Genomic DNA, 22,694 nt, shown 5'->3' with positions numbered 1-22,694 from the left:
AAAAATTACGTTTTTTCGTAAATTAACCGTAATTTGCTGACAATAGAATCTCTCAAAAAACCCCTAACGCCATAAAAACATACTATTCATGATTAATGCTATTATCATTGAAGATGAAAAATCTTCTATGGAATATCTATTGTCTATTTTAAAAAGAAACCACAAAGATATTAATGTACTTGGTTGGGCTTCTAATGTTGATGATGCTGTAATGCTGATTGTCACAGACAAACCTGATATTGTCTTTTTGGATATTGAATTGAATGACGGAAGTGGTTTTGATGTGTTGGATCACTTGAAAACACAGATGACATTTGAGGTAATTTTTACCACGGGTTTTCTCGATTATAAAGAGAAAGCCATGGATTATTTTGCGTTTTATTATTTGAACAAACCTGTACAGGAAACAGAAATTAAACGCGTACTTGACATGTATTTGCTAAAACATACGGCTTTTAACATGCGAAAGTATGAAGCATTTAAGAATCAGATTGAACGTAAAAATCAAGTGATTACCATTTTTGAAAAAGACGAATATATTCCTGTAAAACTGTCAAATATTATTTATTGTGAAGCTTCAGGAAATTACACGCTGGTACATACTGTAAACGATAAAAGTTTGGTAATTTCTAAGAATTTAAAACGTGTGGAAGACATGATTGAAGTTCAAAATTTTCACAGAGTCCACCGATCGTTTTTAGTTAACATGAATCATGTAAAAAACTACACCAGAAACGGATTGTTGACACTTTCTAATGGTGTGGAGATTTTAATTTCTTTTAGAAATCGCAAAAAAATGATCGATCTTTTAAGAGGTTACGGAATTTCAGAATGCTAATTTTTTAACGCTGCTTCTATCGGATTTCCTGTTGCTGCATTTGGTAAAGAAATTTGCAATAATGCTGAAATGGTGGGTGCGATATCTGTAATTTCTGTACGCTGTAATGTTTCTCCTTGCTGAATTCCATTTCCATAAAAAAGTAACGGAACGTGCGTATCATAGTTAAATCCGGAGCCATGTGTAGAGCCTGTACGCGAATATGAAATCGTGGCAATATCTAACACAAAACAAACATCACCTGAACGTTTTTGGTTGAATCCTTTTTGTAATGCCGAAGCAATTCCGTGCGTAAACTCGCTACTTGTCAATGTTGTGCGTGTGTATACTTTTGCAATTTGATCGTAGGCTAATAATTCTCTTTGCAATGCATTTTCGATGTCAGTAGCAGAAAGTTTCAAGCGTTTTACTTCTGTGTGATTTAAAAAGATCTGTCCGCTAGAAATATTCTCAATTAAATCTTGACTTCCATACGTTGTATTTAGAAAATCAGTTAAATGTGTTTTTAGTGCTCTGTTGTCAAAATATCCTGCTGGAATTTTTAAGTCTTGTAAATAAGAAGGCACATGCACAGCGGCGTGATCGGCGGTTAGGAAAATTGTGTAGTTTCCTTTGCCAACTTCCTGATCTAAAGTAGCAAATAAGCGTTCAAGGTCTTTGTCTAAACGTAAATACGTGTCTTGAATTTCTTTAGAGTTTACTCCAAATTTATGTCCGACATAATCGGTACTTGAATAGCTTAACGCCAAGAAATCTGTTTCGTTGTCGTATCCTAATTGTTCACCTTTGATGGCTGCGATTGCAAAATCTGTCGTAAGACTATTTCCAAAAGCAGTAGATTTTAAAATGTCAAATCCGCCATTTTTATCTTTCAAACTAGGCAAATCGTACGGAAAAACTGCATTTACTTTCCCTTTAAATGTACCTTCATATTTGCTTACATCTTTATCACTTTCGGTATACGTATTTATGTCATACAAAGTATTCCATGTTTTCATATATTTTTCTGCTTCATCTGCTGCATTAAATTCTTTGACCCAAGTTGGCAAGTCGTTTCTGTAATACGTACTTGTAATCCAATTCCCTTTGTCTTTTCCATAAAACCAATACGCACCATTTGCCGCGTGACCTGCTGGTAAAATTGCGCCTCTATCTTTTATAGCAACTCCAATTACTTTTCCGCGTTGTTGCGAATCTAAACGCAATTGGTCTGTTACAGTAGTGGTTTGCATTCTGTGTGGCGACATTTTTCCTGCCCATTTTCCTTCTACTCCAACAGAAGATTGGCGTTCGTCTGATGCGCAATACACAGATTTTTTGATGTATTTATCATACCAATCATTTGCGATGATTCCGTGATTTTCTGGTGTTGTTCCTGTGTATATAGAAGCGTGTCCTGGTCCTGTATATGTTGGAATATAGTTGTAATGATTGTTTTTACAGTTGTAACCATCGTTCAACATTCGCTTAAAACCGCCTTCACTGTACTTGCTTTCAAAACGGGTTAAGTAATCATATCGCATTTGGTCTACCACAATACCGACTACCAATTTTGGCTTTGTCGTTGTGTTGGAAGTTGTATTGGAAACATTTGTGTTTTGAGGTGCTTTCTTTACTTTTTGCTTTACTGAAATACATTGCACAAAAAATACAGATAGTAGACTTAATAGGATTCCTTTTTTCATGATATGATTAAAATTTATTTTGATAAATGACATTCAAAATCATTAAATCGCATCAAAAATAATTGTTTTACATCAAATAACATTTTAACTAATCATTAAATCCGTTAATTATTTTATTAGCTTGCTCGAATGATGTATTTTTAACCCATGATTTACCTAGAAAATATAGGACGCTATTTTTTAATGTTACAAAGCGTATTTAGTAAAATGACCAAATGGTCTATGCTGAGAAAACTTATTTTCAAAGATATCGATGACTTAATCATTGGTTCTATGGGAATTGTATGTTTTATTTCCTTTTTTGTAGGTGGTGTTGTTTCGATACAAACGGCATTGAACATGAACAATCCGTTAATTCCAAAATATTTGGTTGGTTTTGCCACACGACAATCGGTAATTTTGGAGTTTGCACCAACGTTTATTTCTATCATTATGGCTGGAAAAGTAGGTTCGTTCATTACTTCAAGTATTGGAACAATGCGTGTTACTGAGCAAATTGATGCTTTGGAAGTGATGGGTGTAAATTCTTTGAATTATTTGGTGTTTCCTAAAATTATTGCGCTGTCTTTATATCCTTTTGTGATTACGATTGCGATGTTTTTGGGAATTTTTGGCGGATGGTTGGCTTCTATTTACGGAGGTTTTTCAACAAGTGCCGATTTTATTCAAGGATTACAGATCGAATTTATTCCGTTTCACGTTACCTATGCATTTATAAAAACCTTTGTATTTGCGTTTGTATTGGCTACTATTCCTTCATTTTACGGATATTATATGAAAGGTGGCGCCTTAGAAGTTGGAAAAGCGAGTACAACTTCATTCGTTTGGACGAGTGTTGTTATTATTTTGATAAATTACCTCATCACACAATTATTACTGACCTAATGATCGAAGTAAAAAACATAAAAAAATCTTTTGATGGTGTTGAAATTTTAAAAGGGATTTCAACCACTTTTGAGAAAGGAAAAACCAACTTGATTATTGGTCAGAGTGGTTCTGGAAAAACGGTTTTTTTGAAATCTTTGTTAGGATTGTTTACACCAGAAGAAGGCACTATTTTGTTTGATGGAAAAGATTATAAAACTTTTTCAGATGAACAGAGAAGGCAACTGCGTACTGAAATCGGAATGGTTTTTCAGGGAAGTGCTTTGTTTGATTCTATGACCGTGGAAGAAAATGTGATGTTTCCGTTGCGTATGTTTTCAAAACAGTCTAAAAGTGAGATGCAAGATCGTGTCGATTTTGTATTGAAACGTGTAAAATTAGTTGATGCACATCATAAATTTCCCGCAGAAACTTCTGGAGGAATGCAAAAACGTGTTGCAATTGCTAGAGCTATTGTCATGAATCCAAAGTATTTGTTTTGTGATGAACCAAATTCTGGATTGGATCCGAAAACTGCCATCGTTATTGATAATTTAATTCAAGAAATTACCGACGAATACAATATTACGACTGTCATCAATACACATGATATGAACTCTGTGATGGAAATCGGAGAGAAAATTGTTTTCCTAAAAAATGGTGTTAAAGCTTGGGAAGGAACGAATAAACAGATTTTTAAAACGGACAATAAATCTGTGACTGATTTTGTGTATTCTTCCGATTTATTCAAAAAAGTTAGAGAAGTTTATTTAAAGGAGTTAGAAGATTAATTTCTTTAAGCGTACTTCTCTCTTATTCAATGACCTACATTTACTCTTTTCTTGTAAACACAAACTTTTTGCTATTGTAATTATGCTTATCTAAATTCATTTCCAAAACAAGCGTATCTTTAGTTACGTCAACAAGTTTGACCATTTTTTCTTCTTTTTCAAGCAGTAGCGTATTTTCATCTGAAAAATAAGTCCATTTGTTTGTTGATTTGATGAAAGGCATATAAAATATTGTAAACGAATCTTTTGTAATTTGTATTTGATGTAAATTGTTTTTTGAAAACGGACCTAAAAATTGTTCCGTCTCGTCTGTGTCTTCTTCTTTTGAAACTAATTTCCAAGTTCCAACTAATAAATCTGGCTTTTTAGCTGTGTTTGATTGTTCTTCAAAAATGAGCGTTTCCTTTTCTAAACTATGATCTGTCACGTAGACTTTGGTATCTGAAATTGAATCAATTAAAAGTGGTGTGCTTTCGAAAAAAGATTCCAATAATAGAAAGCTATAATTATCAACATTTTCTATTTGCCAATTATTTTTTAATGTACTATTTCCCTCAGTCAAATAAAGATGCATCAAAGAATCGTTTGTATAATGATGATAATACGTTTCTCCTGTTACTTTTGCTTTATAACGTTTTCCCGCGGGATTCCAATCGCTTTTCTTCGATTGCTTAGGAAGTTTTATGTACTTTACATGTATGAGCTCATAATTATTAAAGGTAATAAACATACTATCTTCATAGACTTTCACGTTCGACCAAGTAATCGAATCACCTTCAAAAATAATGAGATCGTTTTTTAGTGTAAAATTAAGCGTGGTATCAATCATCATAGTACGATTCACGTTCCTTTCAAAGTTTTTAATTCGGAGAGCATCTCCTTTTATATGGAGAAAGTGAGCATAATCTGGACGAACTTTTCCTGTATCAATCGTGTTTTCTGGATATATGCGATAGCTTTCAACCCAAACTCCTTCGAGATTCAAACTTGAATTTGAGTTACAAGAAATAAGCACTAAAATGAATAAACAAGATATTATTGTGTTTTTTAACATGGCGCTATTGTTTATCGGTTCTTACAGTATGTGTAATTAATTTTAACAAAGCGTTACATAATATCACCACGGAAGATGACCATAAAAATTATTATTAATGAAAGTATCTGTGGATTTTTTGGGTAACATTTTTCCTTTTATTGAACTTATTAATATTAATCTTAAATTTTATATTATTATGAAAAAAAAGGGTCTAAAGTCATTGAGTCTTAAGAAAACTTCAGTTTCAAATTTGAACGCTTTTACAGTTAAAGGTGGACTTCCAACAACGCAGCAATCTACAGTAGCACCAAGTACAGAAGATGTTCCAACGTCACCTTGGTGGGGATTTACCAATGAAGCTTCTGGTTGTAAACATTGTAATTAATGAACATGTTTTAGATTAGTTTATCTGTCTAAATCAAAAAAAAGAAGCTGACTAAAAGTTAATACAAACCTCATTCTGGGCATGACTTAGTATCTCATTATACTGATTATCAATTTTTATGAGAAACTGAATCAAGCTTGGTTTGACGAGATTGATTCTTTATAGACAGCTTCTTTCGTTATTTTTCTTAGCAAGTAGCTTACCAAACTTGAATGACTTCCGTAAATTCACTTTCTCCTGTAACTTTAATTGTCAGTGCAGAAGGAATAAAACTGCTTCCTTTGTATGCTGGTTCTGCGGAATACGCCAACTCTTTTCCTTCTCTTAATAATTCTTCTACCATGACATCAAAACGTTGTTTGAATTCTTGAGCAAATTCAGGAACATATAAAGTATTTACAGGACTGTCTTCTCCGCCGAATTCCAAAGGCATTAAATATAATTTGACCAATTCTCCTTTTTTGTAAAGATCAATTGCTTTTTCATTGCTATCAATCATACTGTAATCAGGTCCGTTTATGGGAGTTTCGTCAGTATTATTTTTCTTTTTAAAAAAGCCAAACATCGTTTTTTATTTAATACGTTCAATAATTAAGGTATCAAGTGATAATTCTTTTTGCAACCATACTTTCAATTCTGATTCTCGTAGTGTTTGAATACTGTCTGACAATGCAGGATTCCATTTTACTGCGGCAACAGGAATGGTATCGACTGATATAAAATCTTTCGAATTCAACATTTTGGCAAATCCAAATTGACGTAAATCAGCGTATTTTATTTTTGCATCTTTGGAAACTGTACTAAACGCGATAAAGCTTTCATTTTCTAAAGAAGCTTTTGATTTTAATCGTTCCTCTAAAAGCTGCGTTTGCTGTTTCAAGTCTGCAATTTGTTCTTGCATTCCTTGAATAATTAAATCCTTTTGATCTAAATCTTTGTATGCTCTGTCTAAAGCATCAGAAATTTTATCGACACTTCTGTTTTTATTCCCAAAAACTTTAACTTCAAAGTCTTTTATGTTTTCGTAATTTTTAACATCACTTTTGTAACCTGCTTCTAAAGCAGAAGGCACTTCTCCATTGAAATGAAGAAATATTTTTTTGTTTTCTATATCTAAATCTTCTTCGCGTTTCTGCAACCAAACTTCTGGATTTTTTTCTATTTTTTGCACAAACAACTCGTAATCTCTTGTAATATTACTTTTATGTAATACTTTCCAAAATGTCCAAACTGCTGGAATCATCACAGCTAAAGCTACTACAGAAGCCAATTGTGAAATACGTCTTCTTTTTGCAGAGTTTGCGTATTTCAACATTGGGAAACGCAGAATTTTTAAGACTAAAAAAGTCGCAAGAGCAATAAAAATCGTATTGATGATGAATAAATACATAGCACCACCTGCAAATTCCAATCCTTTTGTTCCGCCTCTAGCAAGTCCGAAACCAACTGTACACAATGGTGGCATTAACGCTGTTGCAATGGCAACTCCAAAGATTACAGAAGCAATTGTTCCTTTTTTGGTTCGTGCAATAATTAATGCCAAACCACCAAAGAAAGCAATTAAAACATCACGAATATCTGGTTTTGTTCTTGCTAATAATTCAGAAGAATCCGTTTGTAACGGGAAGAATTTAAAGAATAAAAACGCAGTTAGCACACTTAAAAATACCATCACACCAAAGTTGACCAAAGATTTACGCAACGTGTAAATATCATTGATTGCGATAGACATTCCCATTCCTAAAATTGGACCCATTAGTGGAGAAATTAACATGGCTCCAATCACTACTGCGGTAGAATCTGCATTTAATCCAACCGATGCAATAAATATAGAACATACTAAAATCCAAGCTGTTGCACCTTTAAACGGAATATCTTTTTTGACATCTTCAATTGTTTGGTCTTTGTCAACATCTTGACGTATATCCAATAATTCATACAAAAACGATTTTGTACCTTTCCATAACCCTTTTGCATCTGTTGGTGTTGGAGTGGCTTTTACTTTTTCGTTTTCTTCATTTTCTTCTGAAAAATTAAACTTATTTTCTTCTTCTGTACTCATGAGTCTTATCCGTATTTTTCACCAAAGTTATCTTTGACTTTTTGTAATACTTTTTTAATGTCTTGTTCTTTCTTTTTGGGATAAATTAACAATACATCTTCTTTATCTACAACAATATAATCATTTAATCCATCAATTACCACGACTTTTTTGTCTGTCGTACGAATCATATTTCCGCTAGCATCTTCTAGAATTGTTTGTGCATTTACGACAGCATTTCCGTTTGTTGACTTATCTAATTTGTCATATAAACTTCCCCAAGTTCCCAGATCATTCCAGTCAAATGTAGCTGGCAAAACGTATACATGACTTGCGTGTTCCATAATGGCATAGTCAATAGAGATGTTTTCGGCGCGACCGTAATTGTCACGAATAAAATCGTCTTCAAAGTCTGTATTATACACCGAAAAACCTTCATCAAATAACTCATAAAGTTTTGGTTGAAAGTTTTGAAAAGCGGTTATAATTGTGTTCACGCTCCAAATAAAAATTCCTGCATTCCACAGGTAATTTCCGCTTGCTAGAAATTGTTTTGCCGTTTCATAATCAGGCTTTTCCGTGAATTGATGCACTTTTTTGATCGCGTGTTCACTTTTTTCAAAGTTGATATAACCATATCCTGTATTGGCAAATGTTGGCTGAATTCCTAAAGTCATCAACACATCTTCTTTTTCACATTTGTCAAAAGATGCTTGCAAGTTATTTATAAAGGCAGTTTCGTCTTCAATCCAATGATCGCTTGGCGCAACAACCATCACCGCATTTGGATTTTCCTTCTGAATTTTTAGCGAAGTATATAAAATACACGGTGCTGTATTTCGCATAGCAGGTTCAAGAACGACTTGTTTTTGCGTTACTTCTGGCAATTGTTGCAATACCAAATCGTTGTACTTTTCATTCGTAAGAATGTAAATATTTTCTTTTGGAATGAGTTTTGAAAGTCTACTGAATGTTTTCTGAATAAGCGTTTCTCCCGTTCCTAACATGTCGTGAAATTGCTTCGGAAAGCTCGAAGTACTTACGGGCCAAAAACGTGATCCTACGCCGCCAGCCATGAGAATTGCGTAATAATTCTTGTTCATTTTTGTCATTTTCGTTGGTAGGTTTTAAAGTAAGCAATATAATACAGATTGCCGAAATAAATAATAAAAGTTTAGATTATTAACGGCTTGGTAACGTTGATTATCCATTATGTTGCTACGTTTTGATTGTGAATGAAATGTAAAATTAAATTAACTTCTCATAAAAATAGAAGTCGAACAACTCACTAGCTCCGCAACAACTCTACTTCTGCATTTGGGTTGAAAAGATACATACGACCTGTAGCAATTTCTACACATTCATAGCGTTTGACACGCTTGTTTCCGCGTTTGAAGATTTTTCCATTGTGCATGCGAAATGTGCTTCCATGTGGAATTTCAAAGACGTAATTTTTATCGTTTTCTGGATCGTATTGTTTTAACGCTAAAGCAAATTTGGCATCGGTATCACTACTCGCTTTTGGGTTTTTGAAATGATTGGCAACTACAGGTAAAATTCGAGTTGGAAATACTTGCGGATTGATGAATGGCAACATCAATTGTTGAAACGTTCGCTTCCACTCAATTCCGTGTGGTTTTATAAAACGTCCGTATTTTTCGTACGCTACTAAATGTGCTATTTCGTGAATTAGCGTGACAAAAAAGCGATATTTATTCTCGCCTGCATTTACGGTAATTATATGTCTGCCATCAGGCATTCTACGGTAATCGCCATGACGCGTGACACGTTGATTTACAATTTTCAAGTGTACTTGGTGCGATTTTATAAGTTCAAACGTAGCTTCTACAGCACGTTCGGGAATGTATTTGGCTAGTATTTCTTTCACGGTTCAACAAAAGTACGCATTTGTTTTGAAACGCAATAGCATTCTAATCAACACAAACTGACGATTTCGGGAATGGAAATCATCAGTCTGTACTGAGTTGTTGTATGTAAAATTACTTTCGGTGTTTGTTTAACAATCCATCATCAAAAAGCGTCCACAAACAGGCTTTTATTTTGCTTTCTTTTAAGGCTTGATTTACCCAAGTATTACAGGTTTTAAAACACGAATAACTTCCATTGGCTTTGTAAAAACTATCAAAATTGCCATAACTTTTTTCTAGTAATTTGACACTATTTCTTTTTTTATCTTGTTGAAATGTTTCAGATATAAACAGATTTAAACGTGTAAGTTGTTCTTCTGAAACTTGTATGACAACCCACGAGTTTCTGCGAACTTCGTGTGTTGTCACATGCATTAATGTGTTACTTTTTAAAAACATTGCGCTGAAAGCATTCGAAAAAGTTAAATCTTCCCAAGTTGGCGTATTCAAATAGAAATTTTCGTCTCCCCAGCCAAATGAAATATAGGATACATCATCAAGTTTTTCTTGCAATTGCTTCCTGAGTTTTTCTTGTAAATTATTTTTAGAAATAACAATGTCTAAATGCACACCATTGGTAGAAAGATAGATTGTATGTGGTGTTTCTTGTGGCGTTTCTCCATTTACCGTAATTGCAGTACAGATAAAGGAAATTAAAACATACACAATAGGAATCAGCAAGATACAAACGATCCATTTTATTGTTTTTTTAATGAATTTCATTTATGACTATTTTTTAGCTTTTTGCCATCTTCTAAAAAAGAGCAATCCGATGATAAGTACGATAATGATTGGCCAAACATATAAGATGGCAATAGCAATTCCTTGAACAAATTCCCAACCAGCCGACAAACCTTCTTTTGCTTTTGCACCAAACCCTTTTTTATATGTTACAGGTTTTTCTTTGAAGGTAATCGTTTCATAAATTTCCACTTGAATGGTACTGTACGCAACTCTGCTAGACATGTATTTTATTTTTCCTTGTGCCGCTTCTATTTCTTCCTGAATGACGCGTAATTCATTTTCTGTCGATAAGATATCTTTAACCGTTTTTGCATTTTTTCGTAACACGGCTTCCAAACGTTCTTTTACTTCTAGTTTTGTTTGCAGTCGCGATTGTGCGTCCATGTATTTTTCGGTAACATCTGTGGTAGAGATATTGACAAAATCGGTTTCTTCGGCAAATTTCTGAATACCATCAAGCATCGTATCAAAATTTTCTTTTGGAATTTTTATCGTAAATCGGTTTTGCTTTTCATGATAATTTTTATCATAACGTAATTCCGAAATATAGCCGCCATTTACATACATTACTTGTTTTATTTCAGCCAACGCTTTGTCAATATTTTTTACTTTGTAACGTGTGCTTGCCGTTTTGATAATTTTTAAATTGGCAGGAATGTTTGAAACCCGCATTTGATTGATTTCTTCTGTAGAGAAACCTTGTGTTTCCGCTTTAAATTTTGTGGTCGATTTATCGGAAACACCATCATAATCGTCGCGTAAGTCTACACTTTCTACGACAACTTCTTCATTGTACGATGTAGCATCGTTATGGTTACAAGCGCAAAAAATAGCGACTAAGAATAGTATTAAATATGATTTTAGATTTCGTTTTTGTGTGATTGCATTCATAATTTTATATTTTTAAGGATTACGAATACAAACCTATTGGAGTTTCGCCGAGAAGCTTTGTAAAAGACTTGTAACTGCTTTGTAAATTAATTTACAAAATACAAATTACTGATAATCTGATTTTTACATTTTAATTGAATCCAGAAAACACATATTATTTTTCACGCTTAAAACAGCAAATTGCGACTACTTTTCTCGCTTCGCATGTCGCTTCTAGTGATATTCGTGAGTGGAAAGGAAACACGATTACTGATTTTCAAGAAGATTTACGCAGTAAAACCAAAGGCAGTATTAGCGAAAAATGGTTTTATACGTATGTGAAGAATGATGCCAAAAAGTTGCCGCGTGTAGATATGCTAAATTTGTTGAGCGTGTATGTAGGTTTTGAGAATTGGAATGATTTTATGCAGAAGCATGGTGATGTTGAAGTTGAACTTGAAACTGAACTCGAAAGAGAAACCGAAGTTGAAAAACCTTCTTCTAAGCGTTGGGTGTATTTGCTTTTTATGATTCCGTTGTTGGTATTTGCGATTTACGGTTTGTATCCAAAAGAAAATACATTTTCCTTTTGTTTTGTTGATGCCGATCAGCGCGTTGCGATTACAAAAATTCCGTTGGATATTATTGTCATCAGAACACAAGAATCGCCCTTATATTTTAAAACAGATAGCTTGGGATGTTTCTCGTATACAACTTCTGAAAAACAATTGAAATTTGTTGTAAAATCACCGTATCACAAAACAGATACGATTGTACGTCATGTCAATTCTAACACACATAAAACGGTTCAATTGCAAACAGATGATTATGCGTTAATGTTGATGTATTACGCCAACGGAAATAAAGATGATTGGAAAAAACGGCGTGCACAACTGAACGAATTGATTGCTGAAAATGCTCAAATTTATCGTGCGTTTCAAAAAGATATTGGTATTGAAATGTATACAAAAAAGGAATTTATCAACTTATTGACGATTCCGACAAGTAGCTTGAAAAAGATGCAAATTTTGGATAAAGTGTATCAAAATGACAAGATTGTGAAACTTAAATTTATGATTCAATGATGAAAAAGGTAGTGTACATAATTTGTTTCATAGTCTGTTTTTCGTGCAATAATGCTACTCAAAAGAGTGATAATGCTATTGCTACGGAAGCTGTAGAAGAAGTTTCGATTGACAAAGATGGTTTGCTAGATACTGAAACGAAACTTAAAGATGCTATTGATGATTTTTCTTTGAATGATGTAAACGCGGAGATTGAAGATAAGTTGCAAGCCAATTATGAAGCTGTCGTTTTGGCAACGAAACATCCTGAGTTTCGAGAAGCGATTAAGGAACAATTGGCTGATTCTGATAAATTTAATGTGTTACTTTCAGATTCTATCCAAAGTATTGAAATTAAAGATATTGATTTTTCGAGTTCGGTAACATCTCGAAATGAACGTGTTTCTACTCAAAAAGTATCTTACACTATTTTAATAAATTCAAAATATACTCAGAAAGACAGTGTTTTGGTGGTAATGAAGCGTTCTATGATTAAAATTGACGAAGCTGTGAAAGTGAATACTTCATTTTCTTTTGAGAGGATTGATTAGTTGGGGTTTAGACCGCTTCGCTACTAGATATGAGATCGCTATCGCTGTTAGATCGTGCTTGCGCACTTTTAGATTTTTGCTTACTCCTGTACTATTGTCATTTCACGCTTCTGATTTGCTTTGTTATTTCTGTGAAGGCAGGAATCTACTTTGAAAAGGTCTCTGTGAAAATAGTAATCCATCCATGATGTAGTTCGTTTTATTCAAGGTGTTTTTAAAAGTAGGTGTTCTTGGTTATTTAGAAAACTGTAAAATTATCTGTTTTTATGAATGGATAAATTACTACAAAAAATTTGGGAAATCCATATTTGTCATTCAACTAGAAAATAGACACTTTGCACAAAAAATAGCTTTGATTATTTTTTAGCCTAGTTTTTTTATCTATTTTTAGGATGAATTAAATATTACTATTATGAAAAAAGTATTGCTGCTGTTAATGCTACTAAGTGTTGTGATTCCTTCCTTTGCACAAACAGAGTTGAGTGATGATGACGCTGAGTCAAAATTACTTGTAAATAATGATCGATTGATCGTGTTGGATTTTTATGCCACTTGGTGCGGACCTTGTAAACGTATGGATCCTATTTTGAAACAATTGGATAAAAAGTATGGTGATCGTGTTGATTTTTATAAGATTGATGTCGATAAAAGTCAGGTAGATGATGCTTTGGGAATTTCAGCTATGCCAACGTATTTATTCATTTATAATAGTTCTAATTTGGAACAGATTGAAGGTGCCATGAGCAAAGCGAAGATGGAAGGTTTGATTAAGAAACATATGGGCGGAGATTCTGAGACTGTAATTGAATCAACAGAAACTGATGATTTTGATTTAAATGATTTTAGCCAAAGTAATATTGATAAGATTTGGAATTCTTCTTCTAAATTGAATTCTTTAGCATGGAATGCTTATAAAACACAGAGCGATATTAAAATTTTATTAAGAGCCATCAAAGCCGTTGAGCGTTCTATAGAATTGGAAGCAACGTATTACAATGTTGACACACATGCTGCTTTGCTTTATAAAACAGGGAATTATAATAAGGCTTTGAAAAAGGCAAAACAAGCAATTGATATCGCAAAAAAGGAAGGATTGAGTTACGGCTCGACTTCCGAATTGATTGAAAAGATTATTGACGAAATGTAGTTTTACATATAACTTATAGAAAAAAGGAAGCTGATTGGCTTCCTTTTTCGTTTGTTAGTAGTCTATTTGAATGTAAACTTAATTACTGTTCTTTTTCTAAAGCAGTATATACTGGTTTTTGATATACTATTTCGTCAATTTTCATGTTGATGTAGAGTAATTTTGTAGGAACACTGTCTGATTTGCCATTTACAATTTTATCATAATCAATTCCCCAATCAAATAGATTTACTTGTCCGCTTAAGACTAATGAATTTGTTTTGGTTTCTTTTGAATTTCTAATTCCTGTGATGAAAAATTTTACCTCTTTTTCAATTCCTTTGATGGACATTGTTCCGTTTACTTGATACCAATCGATGCCCATGGTGTAGACATTGGTAGATTTGAACGTGATTTTTTCATTGTTTGCTCCCACAAATAAACCTGGTTTCCTTATTTGCTCCGTTAGTTCTTCTGCTCTACAAACATTGAATGTATTTGGATCTACTTCAAATGAGAGTTTCATGTTTTCTAACGGATTTCCAGCATCATTTCTTGGAGGAATATCTAATTGTAAGTCATTTACAATACCTGCAAATGGCGTACTGCAATGTCCGTGAGTTACAAATAAGTTGATGGTTTGATGTTGTTCGTTTTCTACTGAAGAAATATTTTCTTTTGGTTCCGTATTGGCTTCATTTTTTGCGTAACCGCTTGCCACTATAATAATTGTTATTATAAGTATTGGCAACAGTATATTTTTGATTTTCTTCATGATTTTATTTTTTACATTTCTACGAATGTATGGTTAATTCCTACTCAAACGTGTCAATCAAATGTAAAAAAAGTGTCAAAAAATGCTTTTACAGTCCAAAATTACGGTGTAGAACTCGAAACTTGCATTATTTTACCGTTGTAGTATTTGTTTCCGTTGAGTGAAAAATCGTGAATGTATTGAGCCATTTCTAACGCACTTAGTGGTGCTTTGTATCCTGGAAAAGCTTCTTCCAACATTTCTGTTTGTACTGCACCAAGAGCTAATACATTGAAGGCAATTCCTGCGTCTTTGTGTTCTTCCGCTAGCAATTCTACCAAGGTAATCACAGCGCCTTTTGACGAACTGTATGCTGCCAATCCTGGGAATTTCATACTTCCTTGAATTCCGCCCATAGAACTGATAGTTACCACGTGACTTCCTGAAACCATAAACGGCAATAACACGCGACTTAATTCGGCAACGCCAAACACATTTACTTCATAAATCCACTTAAAATCTTCCATAGTGGTTTCTGCAAAAGGTCGGTTGAGCAACGCACCTGCATTGTGGATAACGATGTCTACTTGCTCCCAGTTTTCTTTTACAAAATTTGTTACTCTGCCATAATCTTCTGGTTTGCTCAAATCGAAAGCAAATGACGTAATGTTATCATAGGTTAGGTTTGAAATTGGTTTTTCGTTTCTAGATAATGCCAAAACATTGTATCCTTGATTTGCAAATAGATGTACTAATTCGAAGCCAATTCCCCTACTTGTTCCTGTGATGATGACGTTTTTCATAATGAATTATACTAAGCTTTTGAGATGCTGAATCAAGTTCAGCATGACGTAATTGTTACATTTTTCAAATTATCAAATTAGATATTATTTTGAAGGATTTAATTTGATTTCTTTTGTTGGCGCATTTACTGCTTTTCTTACTGCGGGAATGAACGTATTTACAAAGTTTGCCATGTGATTGAAATCCATTTTATCAGATTCGTCTCCTACTTTGTGATAGTGATCAAAATTGGTAAAGTCGAAGGTACAAAAGGTTTGACAAGGCACGTTGAATTCTTGAAAAAACGGATAGTTGTCCGAACGCATAAACAATCTGAATTCACCTGCTTTTGGCAAGAATCCTGCGATTTTTTTCCCTGCATATTCGTTCATTTTTTCAGCAAGATTCGTTTTATTAAAACCTGTTACATAGGCTGTATAATCTTTTCCAACTAAAGGTACTCCAACCATTTCATAGTTCAGCATTATGTATAAATCAATTCCTTCATTTTTTAGTGTTTTTGCTAAGTGTTTTGAACCGAGCAATCCTTTTTCTTCCGCAGAGAATAACGTAAATAAGATGCTTCTTTTGTTGCTTTTGGTTTTAGCGAAGTATTTTGCCATTGCCATTACCGTTCCAACACCTGCTGCATTGTCATTGGCTCCATTGGCAATTTTATCATCTCCTACAGGTTCTGCAAATCCAATATGATCGTAATGTGCACCAATGATGACAAATTCATTTTTTAGATTCGGATCGTTTCCTTCTAAGTACCCAATTACGTTAAAAGCTTCTTTTCCTTTTACCGTAAAACTATCACGATACGTGTCAAAATATGGTTTTACGCCATTATCTTTAAAATAGTTTTCAATATATACAGCGGCTTTTTCAATTCCTTCACTTCCTGTATCTCGTCCTTCTAATTCATCTGAAGCTAAATAAGTTACGATGTCATCTACTTCTTGTGCTTGAATGACGATTTCTTTCGTTTTACACGAAAAGATAACGAGTGAGAGTAAACAGATTCTGAAAATATTTTTTAGCTGTTTCATGTTGGATTGATTTTGATTAATTGATTGATGATTGATTTAAACAAAAAATCCCACTCAGCGTGGGATTTTTGATGTGATGTATTGTTATGCTAACATTGTCACAGGATTTTCCACATACTGTTTTACAGTTTGCAGGAATTGTGCTCCTGTTGCGCCATCTACGGTTCTGTGGTCGCACGCTAACGTTACTTTCATTGTATTTCCTACGACAATTTCTCCGTTTTTCACTACTGGCTTTTGCACAATAGTACCTACAGAAAGAATTGCTGAGTTTGGCTGATTGATGATTGAAGTGAATTCTAAGATTCCAAACATTCCTAGGTTAGAAATGGTAAATGTACTTCCTTCCATTTCTGCTGGAGAAATCTTTTTGTTTCTCGCTTTCCCTGCCAAGTCACGTACGTTTGCACCAATGGTTGTTAAACTCATTTGGTCTGCAAATTTCAATACAGGAACTAACAATCCGTCGTCAACTGCTACGGCTACACCAACGTGAATGTGTTTGTGATATGTTGTTGAAGCATCATTCCAAGTGGTGTTTACTTGTGGATGTTTGCGTAATGCCATCGCGCAAGCTTTTACAATCATGTCGTTGAATGAAACTTTGATATCTGGAATTGCGTTGATTGTTTTTCTAGAAGCAATTGCGTTGTCCATATCCAATTCTACCGTAAGGTAATAATGTGGCGCGGAGAATTTTGATTCTCCTAATCGACGTGCAATTGTTTTACGCATTTGCGAGTTTTTCGCTTCTTCACTGCTTTCTTCTCCTGCTGGCACAAATGGTGCTGGAGCTGATGTTGCTTCCGCAGATTTAGAACTCGTTTCTTTTGCTGCTGATGCTTCTTTTGCTGCTGGCGTGAAGTTTTCTACATCGCGCTTTATAATACGTCCATGATCTCCAGTTCCTTTTACTTCTGAAAGATCAATTCCTTTGTCGGCTGCAATTTTCTTTGCTAATGGCGAAGCAATGATTCTACCATTTGAAGAAGCGTTTCCAGAAGCTTTTGGTTCTTCTTTCGTTTCTGTTTCTTTTGTTTCTTCCTTTTTTGCTGCTTTTTCTTCTTTCGGAGCTTCTTCCGTTGTTGTTTCTGCGGAAGCGTTTCCCGAATCATTTGCTTTTAATACAGCATCAACATCCGTTCCTTCTTTTCCAATGACAGCTAGAATACTATCTACAGGAGCGGTTTCTCCTTCTTGAACTCCGATATATAATAGTGTTCCTTCATTGAAAGATTCAAACTCCATCGTAGCTTTGTCGGTTTCAATTTCGGCAAGAATATCACCTTCTTCAACTTTGTCACCAACTTGCTTTAACCATGAAGCGACAGTTCCTTCTTCCATTGTATCGCTTAATCGTGGCATTGTTACTACGATAGCGCCTTCAGGCATTTCAACTTTTTCGGTTTTTTCGGATTTTGATTCCTCAGTCGATTTTTCTTCTGTTTCTGGCTTTTTTTGTTCTTTAGACGTTTCTTCTGTTGCTGGTGCATCTGCTCCTTTTACAAGTGCATCTACATCTTCTCCTTCATCACCAATGATTGCCAATAATGTATCAACAGGTGCGGTTTCTCCTTCTTGAACTCCGATGTATAGTAGTGTCCCTTCATGGAAAGATTCGAATTCCATCGTTGCTTTGTCGGTTTCAATCTCAGCGAGAATATCACCTTCTTCAACTTTATCACCTACTTTTTTTAACCATGATGCCACAACACCTTCTTCCATGGTGTCACTTAGTCGTGGCATGTTTATAATTTCTGCCATGTTTTATTATAGTTTATGAGGTAAAAATGGATAATCTTCTTGTTCGTATACTGCGTCGTACATTAAGCTTTTGTCTGGATATGGAGATTCTTCTGCAAATTTTTCGCATTCTTTTACCAAGTCTTTCACGCGCTTATCCATCTCAGCAATTTCATCTTCGGTAGCATATTTTTTCTCCAATAGTGTTTCTTTTACTTGTGTTATTGGATCAATTTTTTTGTATTCTGCTACTTCATCTTTTGTTCTGTAGTGTTGTGCATCAGACATTGAGTGTCCTCTGTAACGGTACGTTTTCATTTCTAAGAATGTTGGTCCGTCTCCGCGTCTTGCTCGTTCTACAGCTTCGTGTACAGCTTCAGCCACTTTTTCAGGATTCATTCCGTCTACAGGTCCACAAGGCATTTCATATCCTAAACCAAGTTTCCAAATGTCGGTATGGTTTGCGGTTCTTTCTACAGAAGTTCCCATAGCATATCCGTTATTTTCACAGATAAATACTACTGGAAGTTTCCAGTTCATTGCCATGTTGAACGTTTCGTGTAACGATCCTTGACGAACAGCTCCATCTCCCATGTAACATAAGGTTACTGCATTTCTTTTGAAATATTTGTCTGCAAAAGCCAAACCTGCTCCTAAAGGAATTTGCCCACCAACTATTCCATGTCCACCATAAAATCCGTTTTCTGGCGCGAATATGTGCATTGATCCTCCAAGACCTTGCGATGTTCCAGTTGCTTTACCATAGAGTTCTGCCATTACTTTTTTAGGATCAACTCCCATTCCAATTGGCTGAACGTGGTTTCTATATGCTGTAATCATTTTATCTTTCGATAAATCCATTGCGTGTAATGATCCTGCCAAAACAGCTTCTTGACCATTGTATAGGTGAAGAAATCCACGTACTTTTTGCTGGATGTATACAGCAGCTAGTTTGTCTTCAAACTTTCTCCAGAATAACATATCCTCATACCATTTGAGATATATTTCTTTAGTGATCTTTTCCATTTAGTTCTAAATTGGTTGGATTTGCCATTTTTAAGTAAACAACAACTCCATTTAAAGGTTTATAGCTTTAGTGTTTGTTTCGATAAATGAATAACAAAAATACTATTTTAATAAGAAGTGAAAAAATGTAGCGGTAATTTATCTATGTTTTTACATGAAATATTCTTTCGAAAACGTTATCGAAAATGGCAATATCACATACACGCGTTATTTTGTTCTTTTATTTTTATAGTTTTTGTTAATTTTTCGTGTTTTTATAAATATGATTTATCAAAAATTAATGGTAATAAATCTTTTAATGAATCTGATTTCATGATTTTTCCTTCCGCTCCCATAAAATAAATTTCAATCGCTTTCTCTTGACGCATTTCATATTCTGCAATCGATTGTCTACATGCTCCGCATGGTGGAATCGGTGTTTTATTGATATGATTGTCAGAAGTTGCCGTGATAGCAATTTGTTGTATTTTGACATTTGGATATTGCGCACCTGCGTGAAAGATAGCTACGCGCTCTGCACACAATCCAGAAGGATAGGCTGCATTTTCCTGATTACTTCCTGTTACTACTACTCCGTTTTCAAGAAATAACGCTGCACCTACTTTAAATTTAGAATATGGTGCATATGCCTTTTTTCGCGCTTCTACCGCATGTTGCATCAATTCCTGAATGTTTTGAGGAAGTTCCTCTATGTTGTCATAACAAGTGAGTGTTGTTGTGATTTTTATTTCCTGCATGTGAAATTTATTTTCTGTACTGATGATCGTTTTCTTCAGATCAAAACAGCTTAGAAAGATAGTGATTATTTATGGAATAAAGAATTTTTGGTATTGCATCTCGATAGCTTCGCTAGGTATTTTCTATTAATACCCGTTGTGCATTTAAGAAAAAGTTGTGCAAACTGCTAAAAGGCAGTAAATTGTAGTTACCACACAACAATTTAAGATGCACAACTTTCAAGCAAATTACGATAAAATACTAGAAGTTTTAAAAAGTTTAAATACTAAAATGGATTATTTACACCAAATACGTAAACCTAAACTACGTGATTTAGAGCTTGTCTCAATTGACTTAACTTCTGAATATATGAGTATTGATAGTGAATGTCAGCTTTTCAGGATATTACCCAAGAAATTATCTAGTAAAATAGAACGAAGTGTTTATAACAGAAGAAGGCGAAAATTATTTTCTTTTAAAGAATCACTTCGTAAAGAGTTGGTTTTTAGATTAAATGCTTCTCAAGATTGTTTTATTGTTGATAGCATGCCGTTAGAAATTTGCAAGTTATCTAGAAGTTCAAGAAGTAAAATATGTAGAGAACAACAGTATAGTTTACCCGAAAAAGGCTATTGTGCGAGTCAATCAACTCATTACTATGGGTATAAACTTCATGCAGTTTGCTCTTTTCAAGGAGTCATCGAAAGTCTAGATATTAGTTCTGCTTGTGTTCACGATATCAATTACTTAAAAGATATACAGTATCAATTAAAAAACTGTTTATTACTTGGAGATAGAGGTTATTTATCTGCGGAATATCAACTAAACTTATTTGAAACGCAAAATATTAGACTTCAAACACCAATGCGTAAAAATTAAAGAAATTATAAAGAACAGCCTTATGTTTTTAAAAAATCTAGAAAACGAATTGAAACGCTATTTTCTCAGTTATGTGATCAGTTTATGATTCGAAGAAATTATGCCAAATCTTTTAATGGATTTAAAAATAGAATCTTATCAAAAATCACAGCAATGACAGTCATTCAGTACATCAATAAATTTCAATTCAACAGAAACATCAATAATCTAAAAATAAATATTACCTAAATGCACAACGGGTTATTAATATATATTTTAATCTCAATAATGCTCGATGTGACAGATTTTGGGTAAAGTTTTTTATGCTAGTTTAATTTCAAAGTCTAAACTCATAAATTTATCAACTGTTAAACCTTACACTTGTTTATTCGTTTTTTATGGATTTGCGAATTTGTGGATTTGATTCGATATCAAAGTATTCTCGACTGCGCTCGAATTGACATTTGAAACTTCTTAATTCTAAAATCTAAATACTCACTTTGCTAAAACCAAAAAACCTTCCAAGAAAGCTTGAAAGGTTTTTTGATATTTGTCTTTTGTATTTGAATACTATAATTCGTCGTACGTGTCTCCTAAGTTGAACGTGAGTGAGAAACGCAATGTGTTTTCTAATGGATTTTTTACTTGTGATGCTGAGAATAAGTAAGAAACATCAATTTTTACAGCACTGTATTTGAATCCAGCTCCTAAGGTAAAGAATTTTCTAGCTCCTTTTATTTCGCTTTCGTTAAAGTATCCTGCGCGTAATGCAAATGAGTCTTGATACCAATATTCAGCTCCTAATGCCCAAGTGAATTCTTTTAATTCTTCACTGAAACCATCTGGTGCATCACCAAATGATTGAAAGATTCCTGATACGAAACTTACATCGTCATCTTGTCCTGCAACGATGATTGTTGGCTCATTTTCATCAACATCTGGTGTAGATAAATCGTCAGTGTCTTGATTTCCGTTATCATTAGTATCAACAAAACCGAGTTTTGGAGGTGTTGGCACTAATAGTTTGTTTACTTCAAGACTTACTGCTAATGTGTTGTATTCGTCGAAGATAAAGTCAAAACCTCCACCTAGTTTTAATTGTGTTGGTAAGAAGTTTTCTTGTCCTAAATCATCATATTTTAGTTTTGGACCTAAGTTAGAGATATTGAATCCTGCTCTCCAACGTCCGTTGAAGTTGTCATAAGCAGTTTCTTCAGATTGATAGTATCCTGCAATATCAACTGCAAACGTACTAGCAGCATTTGCTTCTGCATCTGGTTGCGATTGTAGTTTTAAATCTGAACGTAAGAAACGACCTGTTACCGACATAGAGAATTGATCGCTTAAGCGCAATGCATACGATGCATCAATTGCTAATTCGTTTGGTCTTTCAATTAATGGTGTAAAGTTTCCGATGTCTGCCTGTTGCTGTGTGATGATTTCAATTTCACCTAAGCTAAAGTATTTGATACTTGCAGACCAAGCACTTCTTTCACTGATTCTGTTGTAAAATGTCAAGTTCCCTAAAAATATATCATTTACTAAGTCACTTAAGTATGGTGTATAACTGATTCCTACACCAATTTGTTCTTTTGCAAATGCATATTTTGCTGGATTCCATTGTTGTGAATAGGTATCTGGTGATGTAGCAACACCAAGTTCTCCCATACCAGCAGCTCTTGCGTCTGGTGTGATTAGTAAGAAAGGAACTCCTGTAGTAATTACTCTTGTATCATTTGGATTTACTACCGTAGTTTGTGCCAACATTCCCAAAGGAATTAAACACAATATGGATAAAAATATCTTCTTCATTCAGTTAAATTTTAACAAATATAGGT

22 protein-coding genes and 1 pseudogene are annotated in these 22,694 nt (G+C 34.1%); 8 read left to right on the top strand and 15 right to left on the bottom strand.

The window, feature by feature from the left end:
• Positions 1-88 precede the first annotated feature (88 nt).
• Positions 89-838 (top strand): LytR/AlgR family response regulator transcription factor, encoded by a 750-nt coding sequence (locus KAOT1_RS20150; protein ID WP_007096752.1) that lies wholly within the window; start codon positions 89-91, stop codon positions 836-838.
• Here the strand turns inward: KAOT1_RS20150 and pafA are convergent.
• Entirely contained in the window at positions 835-2,523 is a 1,689-nt protein-coding gene (pafA, locus tag KAOT1_RS20145) for an alkaline phosphatase PafA (protein ID WP_007096751.1), read from the bottom strand. The two genes, KAOT1_RS20150 and pafA, sit on opposite strands and share 4 nt — an antisense overlap.
• A 147-nt stretch (positions 2,524-2,670) precedes the next feature.
• Here pafA and KAOT1_RS20140 point away from each other — a divergent pair, with 147 nt between their 5' ends.
• Positions 2,671-3,408: an MlaE family ABC transporter permease gene (locus tag KAOT1_RS20140; protein WP_040559740.1), complete on the top strand. Its 738-nt coding sequence runs from the start codon at positions 2,671-2,673 to the stop codon at positions 3,406-3,408.
• Positions 3,408-4,178, top strand: coding sequence for an ABC transporter ATP-binding protein (locus KAOT1_RS20135; protein WP_007096749.1), 771 nt, complete (start codon positions 3,408-3,410; stop codon positions 4,176-4,178). Before KAOT1_RS20140 ends, KAOT1_RS20135 begins: the two co-directional genes overlap by 1 nt.
• A 40-nt stretch (positions 4,179-4,218) precedes the next feature.
• Here KAOT1_RS20135 and KAOT1_RS20130 read toward each other — a convergent pair whose 3' ends face one another.
• The gene (locus KAOT1_RS20130) at positions 4,219-5,163 is read right to left on the bottom strand and encodes a hypothetical protein (RefSeq protein ID WP_040559738.1); all 945 of its coding nucleotides are present in this window, start codon (positions 5,161-5,163) and stop codon (positions 4,219-4,221) included.
• 247 nt (positions 5,164-5,410) lie between these two features.
• Between KAOT1_RS20130 and KAOT1_RS20125 the strand changes: the two genes are divergently transcribed.
• Entirely contained in the window at positions 5,411-5,599 is a 189-nt protein-coding gene (locus KAOT1_RS20125; RefSeq protein ID WP_157560215.1) for a hypothetical protein, read from the top strand.
• Positions 5,600-5,798: 199 nt separating this feature from the next.
• Here the strand turns inward: KAOT1_RS20125 and KAOT1_RS20120 are convergent, their stop codons facing one another.
• From KAOT1_RS20120 to KAOT1_RS20095, 6 genes are all read right to left on the bottom strand, one after another.
• On the bottom strand, positions 5,799-6,164 hold the full coding sequence (locus tag KAOT1_RS20120; RefSeq protein WP_007096746.1) for a hypothetical protein: 366 nt from the start codon (positions 6,162-6,164) through the stop codon (positions 5,799-5,801).
• Between the two features lie 6 nt (positions 6,165-6,170).
• Positions 6,171-7,661 carry a DUF389 domain-containing protein gene (locus tag KAOT1_RS20115; RefSeq protein WP_007096745.1) on the bottom strand — a complete coding sequence of 497 codons (1,491 nt, stop codon included), beginning with the start codon at positions 7,659-7,661 and terminating at the stop codon, positions 6,171-6,173.
• A gap of 5 nt (positions 7,662-7,666) precedes the next feature.
• The gene (locus KAOT1_RS20110) at positions 7,667-8,743 is read right to left on the bottom strand and encodes a mannose-1-phosphate guanylyltransferase (RefSeq protein ID WP_040560189.1); all 1,077 of its coding nucleotides are present in this window, start codon (positions 8,741-8,743) and stop codon (positions 7,667-7,669) included.
• Between the two features lie 185 nt (positions 8,744-8,928).
• A complete protein-coding gene (locus tag KAOT1_RS20105; RefSeq protein ID WP_007096743.1) occupies positions 8,929-9,528 on the bottom strand; it encodes a SprT-like domain-containing protein in 600 nt (199 codons plus the stop codon).
• A gap of 112 nt (positions 9,529-9,640) precedes the next feature.
• The gene (locus KAOT1_RS20100) at positions 9,641-10,291 is read right to left on the bottom strand and encodes a DUF2459 domain-containing protein (RefSeq protein ID WP_007096742.1); all 651 of its coding nucleotides are present in this window, start codon (positions 10,289-10,291) and stop codon (positions 9,641-9,643) included.
• Positions 10,292-10,297: 6 nt separating this feature from the next.
• A complete protein-coding gene (locus KAOT1_RS20095; protein WP_007096741.1) occupies positions 10,298-11,203 on the bottom strand; it encodes a DUF4349 domain-containing protein in 906 nt (301 codons plus the stop codon).
• Between the two features lie 134 nt (positions 11,204-11,337).
• Between KAOT1_RS20095 and KAOT1_RS20090 the strand changes: the two genes are divergently transcribed.
• The 3 genes from KAOT1_RS20090 to KAOT1_RS20080 all read left to right on the top strand — a co-directional run bounded on the left by KAOT1_RS20090 (position 11,338) and on the right by KAOT1_RS20080 (position 13,944).
• A complete protein-coding gene (locus KAOT1_RS20090; protein WP_007096740.1) occupies positions 11,338-12,267 on the top strand; it encodes a hypothetical protein in 930 nt (309 codons plus the stop codon).
• Positions 12,264-12,797, top strand: a complete 534-nt coding sequence (locus KAOT1_RS20085) for a hypothetical protein (protein ID WP_007096739.1) — start codon at positions 12,264-12,266, stop codon at positions 12,795-12,797. The genes KAOT1_RS20090 and KAOT1_RS20085 overlap by 4 nt, the downstream gene beginning before the upstream one ends.
• 412 nt (positions 12,798-13,209) lie before the next feature.
• Complete coding sequence (locus KAOT1_RS20080) at positions 13,210-13,944, top strand: thioredoxin family protein (RefSeq protein ID WP_157560213.1); 735 nt, start codon at positions 13,210-13,212, stop codon at positions 13,942-13,944.
• Between the two features lie 82 nt (positions 13,945-14,026).
• Here KAOT1_RS20080 and KAOT1_RS20075 read toward each other — a convergent pair whose 3' ends face one another.
• From KAOT1_RS20075 to cdd, 6 genes are all read right to left on the bottom strand, one after another.
• Positions 14,027-14,698 (bottom strand): YceI family protein, encoded by a 672-nt coding sequence (locus KAOT1_RS20075; protein WP_007096737.1) that lies wholly within the window; start codon positions 14,696-14,698, stop codon positions 14,027-14,029.
• 101 nt (positions 14,699-14,799) lie between these two features.
• Positions 14,800-15,480 carry an SDR family NAD(P)-dependent oxidoreductase gene (locus KAOT1_RS20070; RefSeq protein ID WP_007096736.1) on the bottom strand — a complete coding sequence of 227 codons (681 nt, stop codon included), beginning with the start codon at positions 15,478-15,480 and terminating at the stop codon, positions 14,800-14,802.
• Between the two features lie 84 nt (positions 15,481-15,564).
• Entirely contained in the window at positions 15,565-16,512 is a 948-nt protein-coding gene (locus KAOT1_RS20065) for a M28 family metallopeptidase (RefSeq protein ID WP_007096735.1), read from the bottom strand.
• An 84-nt stretch (positions 16,513-16,596) separates the two neighbouring features.
• Positions 16,597-18,276, bottom strand: a complete 1,680-nt coding sequence (locus KAOT1_RS20060; protein ID WP_007096734.1) for a pyruvate dehydrogenase complex dihydrolipoamide acetyltransferase — start codon at positions 18,274-18,276, stop codon at positions 16,597-16,599.
• A gap of 6 nt (positions 18,277-18,282) precedes the next feature.
• Positions 18,283-19,281, bottom strand: coding sequence for a pyruvate dehydrogenase (acetyl-transferring) E1 component subunit alpha (gene pdhA, locus KAOT1_RS20055; protein WP_007096733.1), 999 nt, complete (start codon positions 19,279-19,281; stop codon positions 18,283-18,285).
• A 254-nt stretch (positions 19,282-19,535) separates the two neighbouring features.
• Entirely contained in the window at positions 19,536-20,018 is a 483-nt protein-coding gene (gene cdd, locus KAOT1_RS20050) for a cytidine deaminase (protein ID WP_007096732.1), read from the bottom strand.
• A gap of 208 nt (positions 20,019-20,226) precedes the next feature.
• Here cdd and KAOT1_RS20045 point away from each other — a divergent pair.
• A pseudogene (locus KAOT1_RS20045) lies at positions 20,227-21,105 on the top strand (IS982 family transposase).
• Positions 21,106-21,426: 321 nt separating this feature from the next.
• Here the strand turns inward: KAOT1_RS20045 and porV are convergent.
• Entirely contained in the window at positions 21,427-22,668 is a 1,242-nt protein-coding gene (porV, locus tag KAOT1_RS20040; RefSeq protein WP_007096730.1) for a type IX secretion system outer membrane channel protein PorV, read from the bottom strand.
• Positions 22,669-22,694: the final 26 nt, after the last annotated feature.

This window comes from Kordia algicida OT-1, from assembly GCF_000154725.1.
Classification (GTDB): Bacteria; Bacteroidota; Bacteroidia; order Flavobacteriales; family Flavobacteriaceae; genus Kordia; species Kordia algicida.
This window is presented reverse-complemented; position numbering and strand designations above follow the sequence as displayed.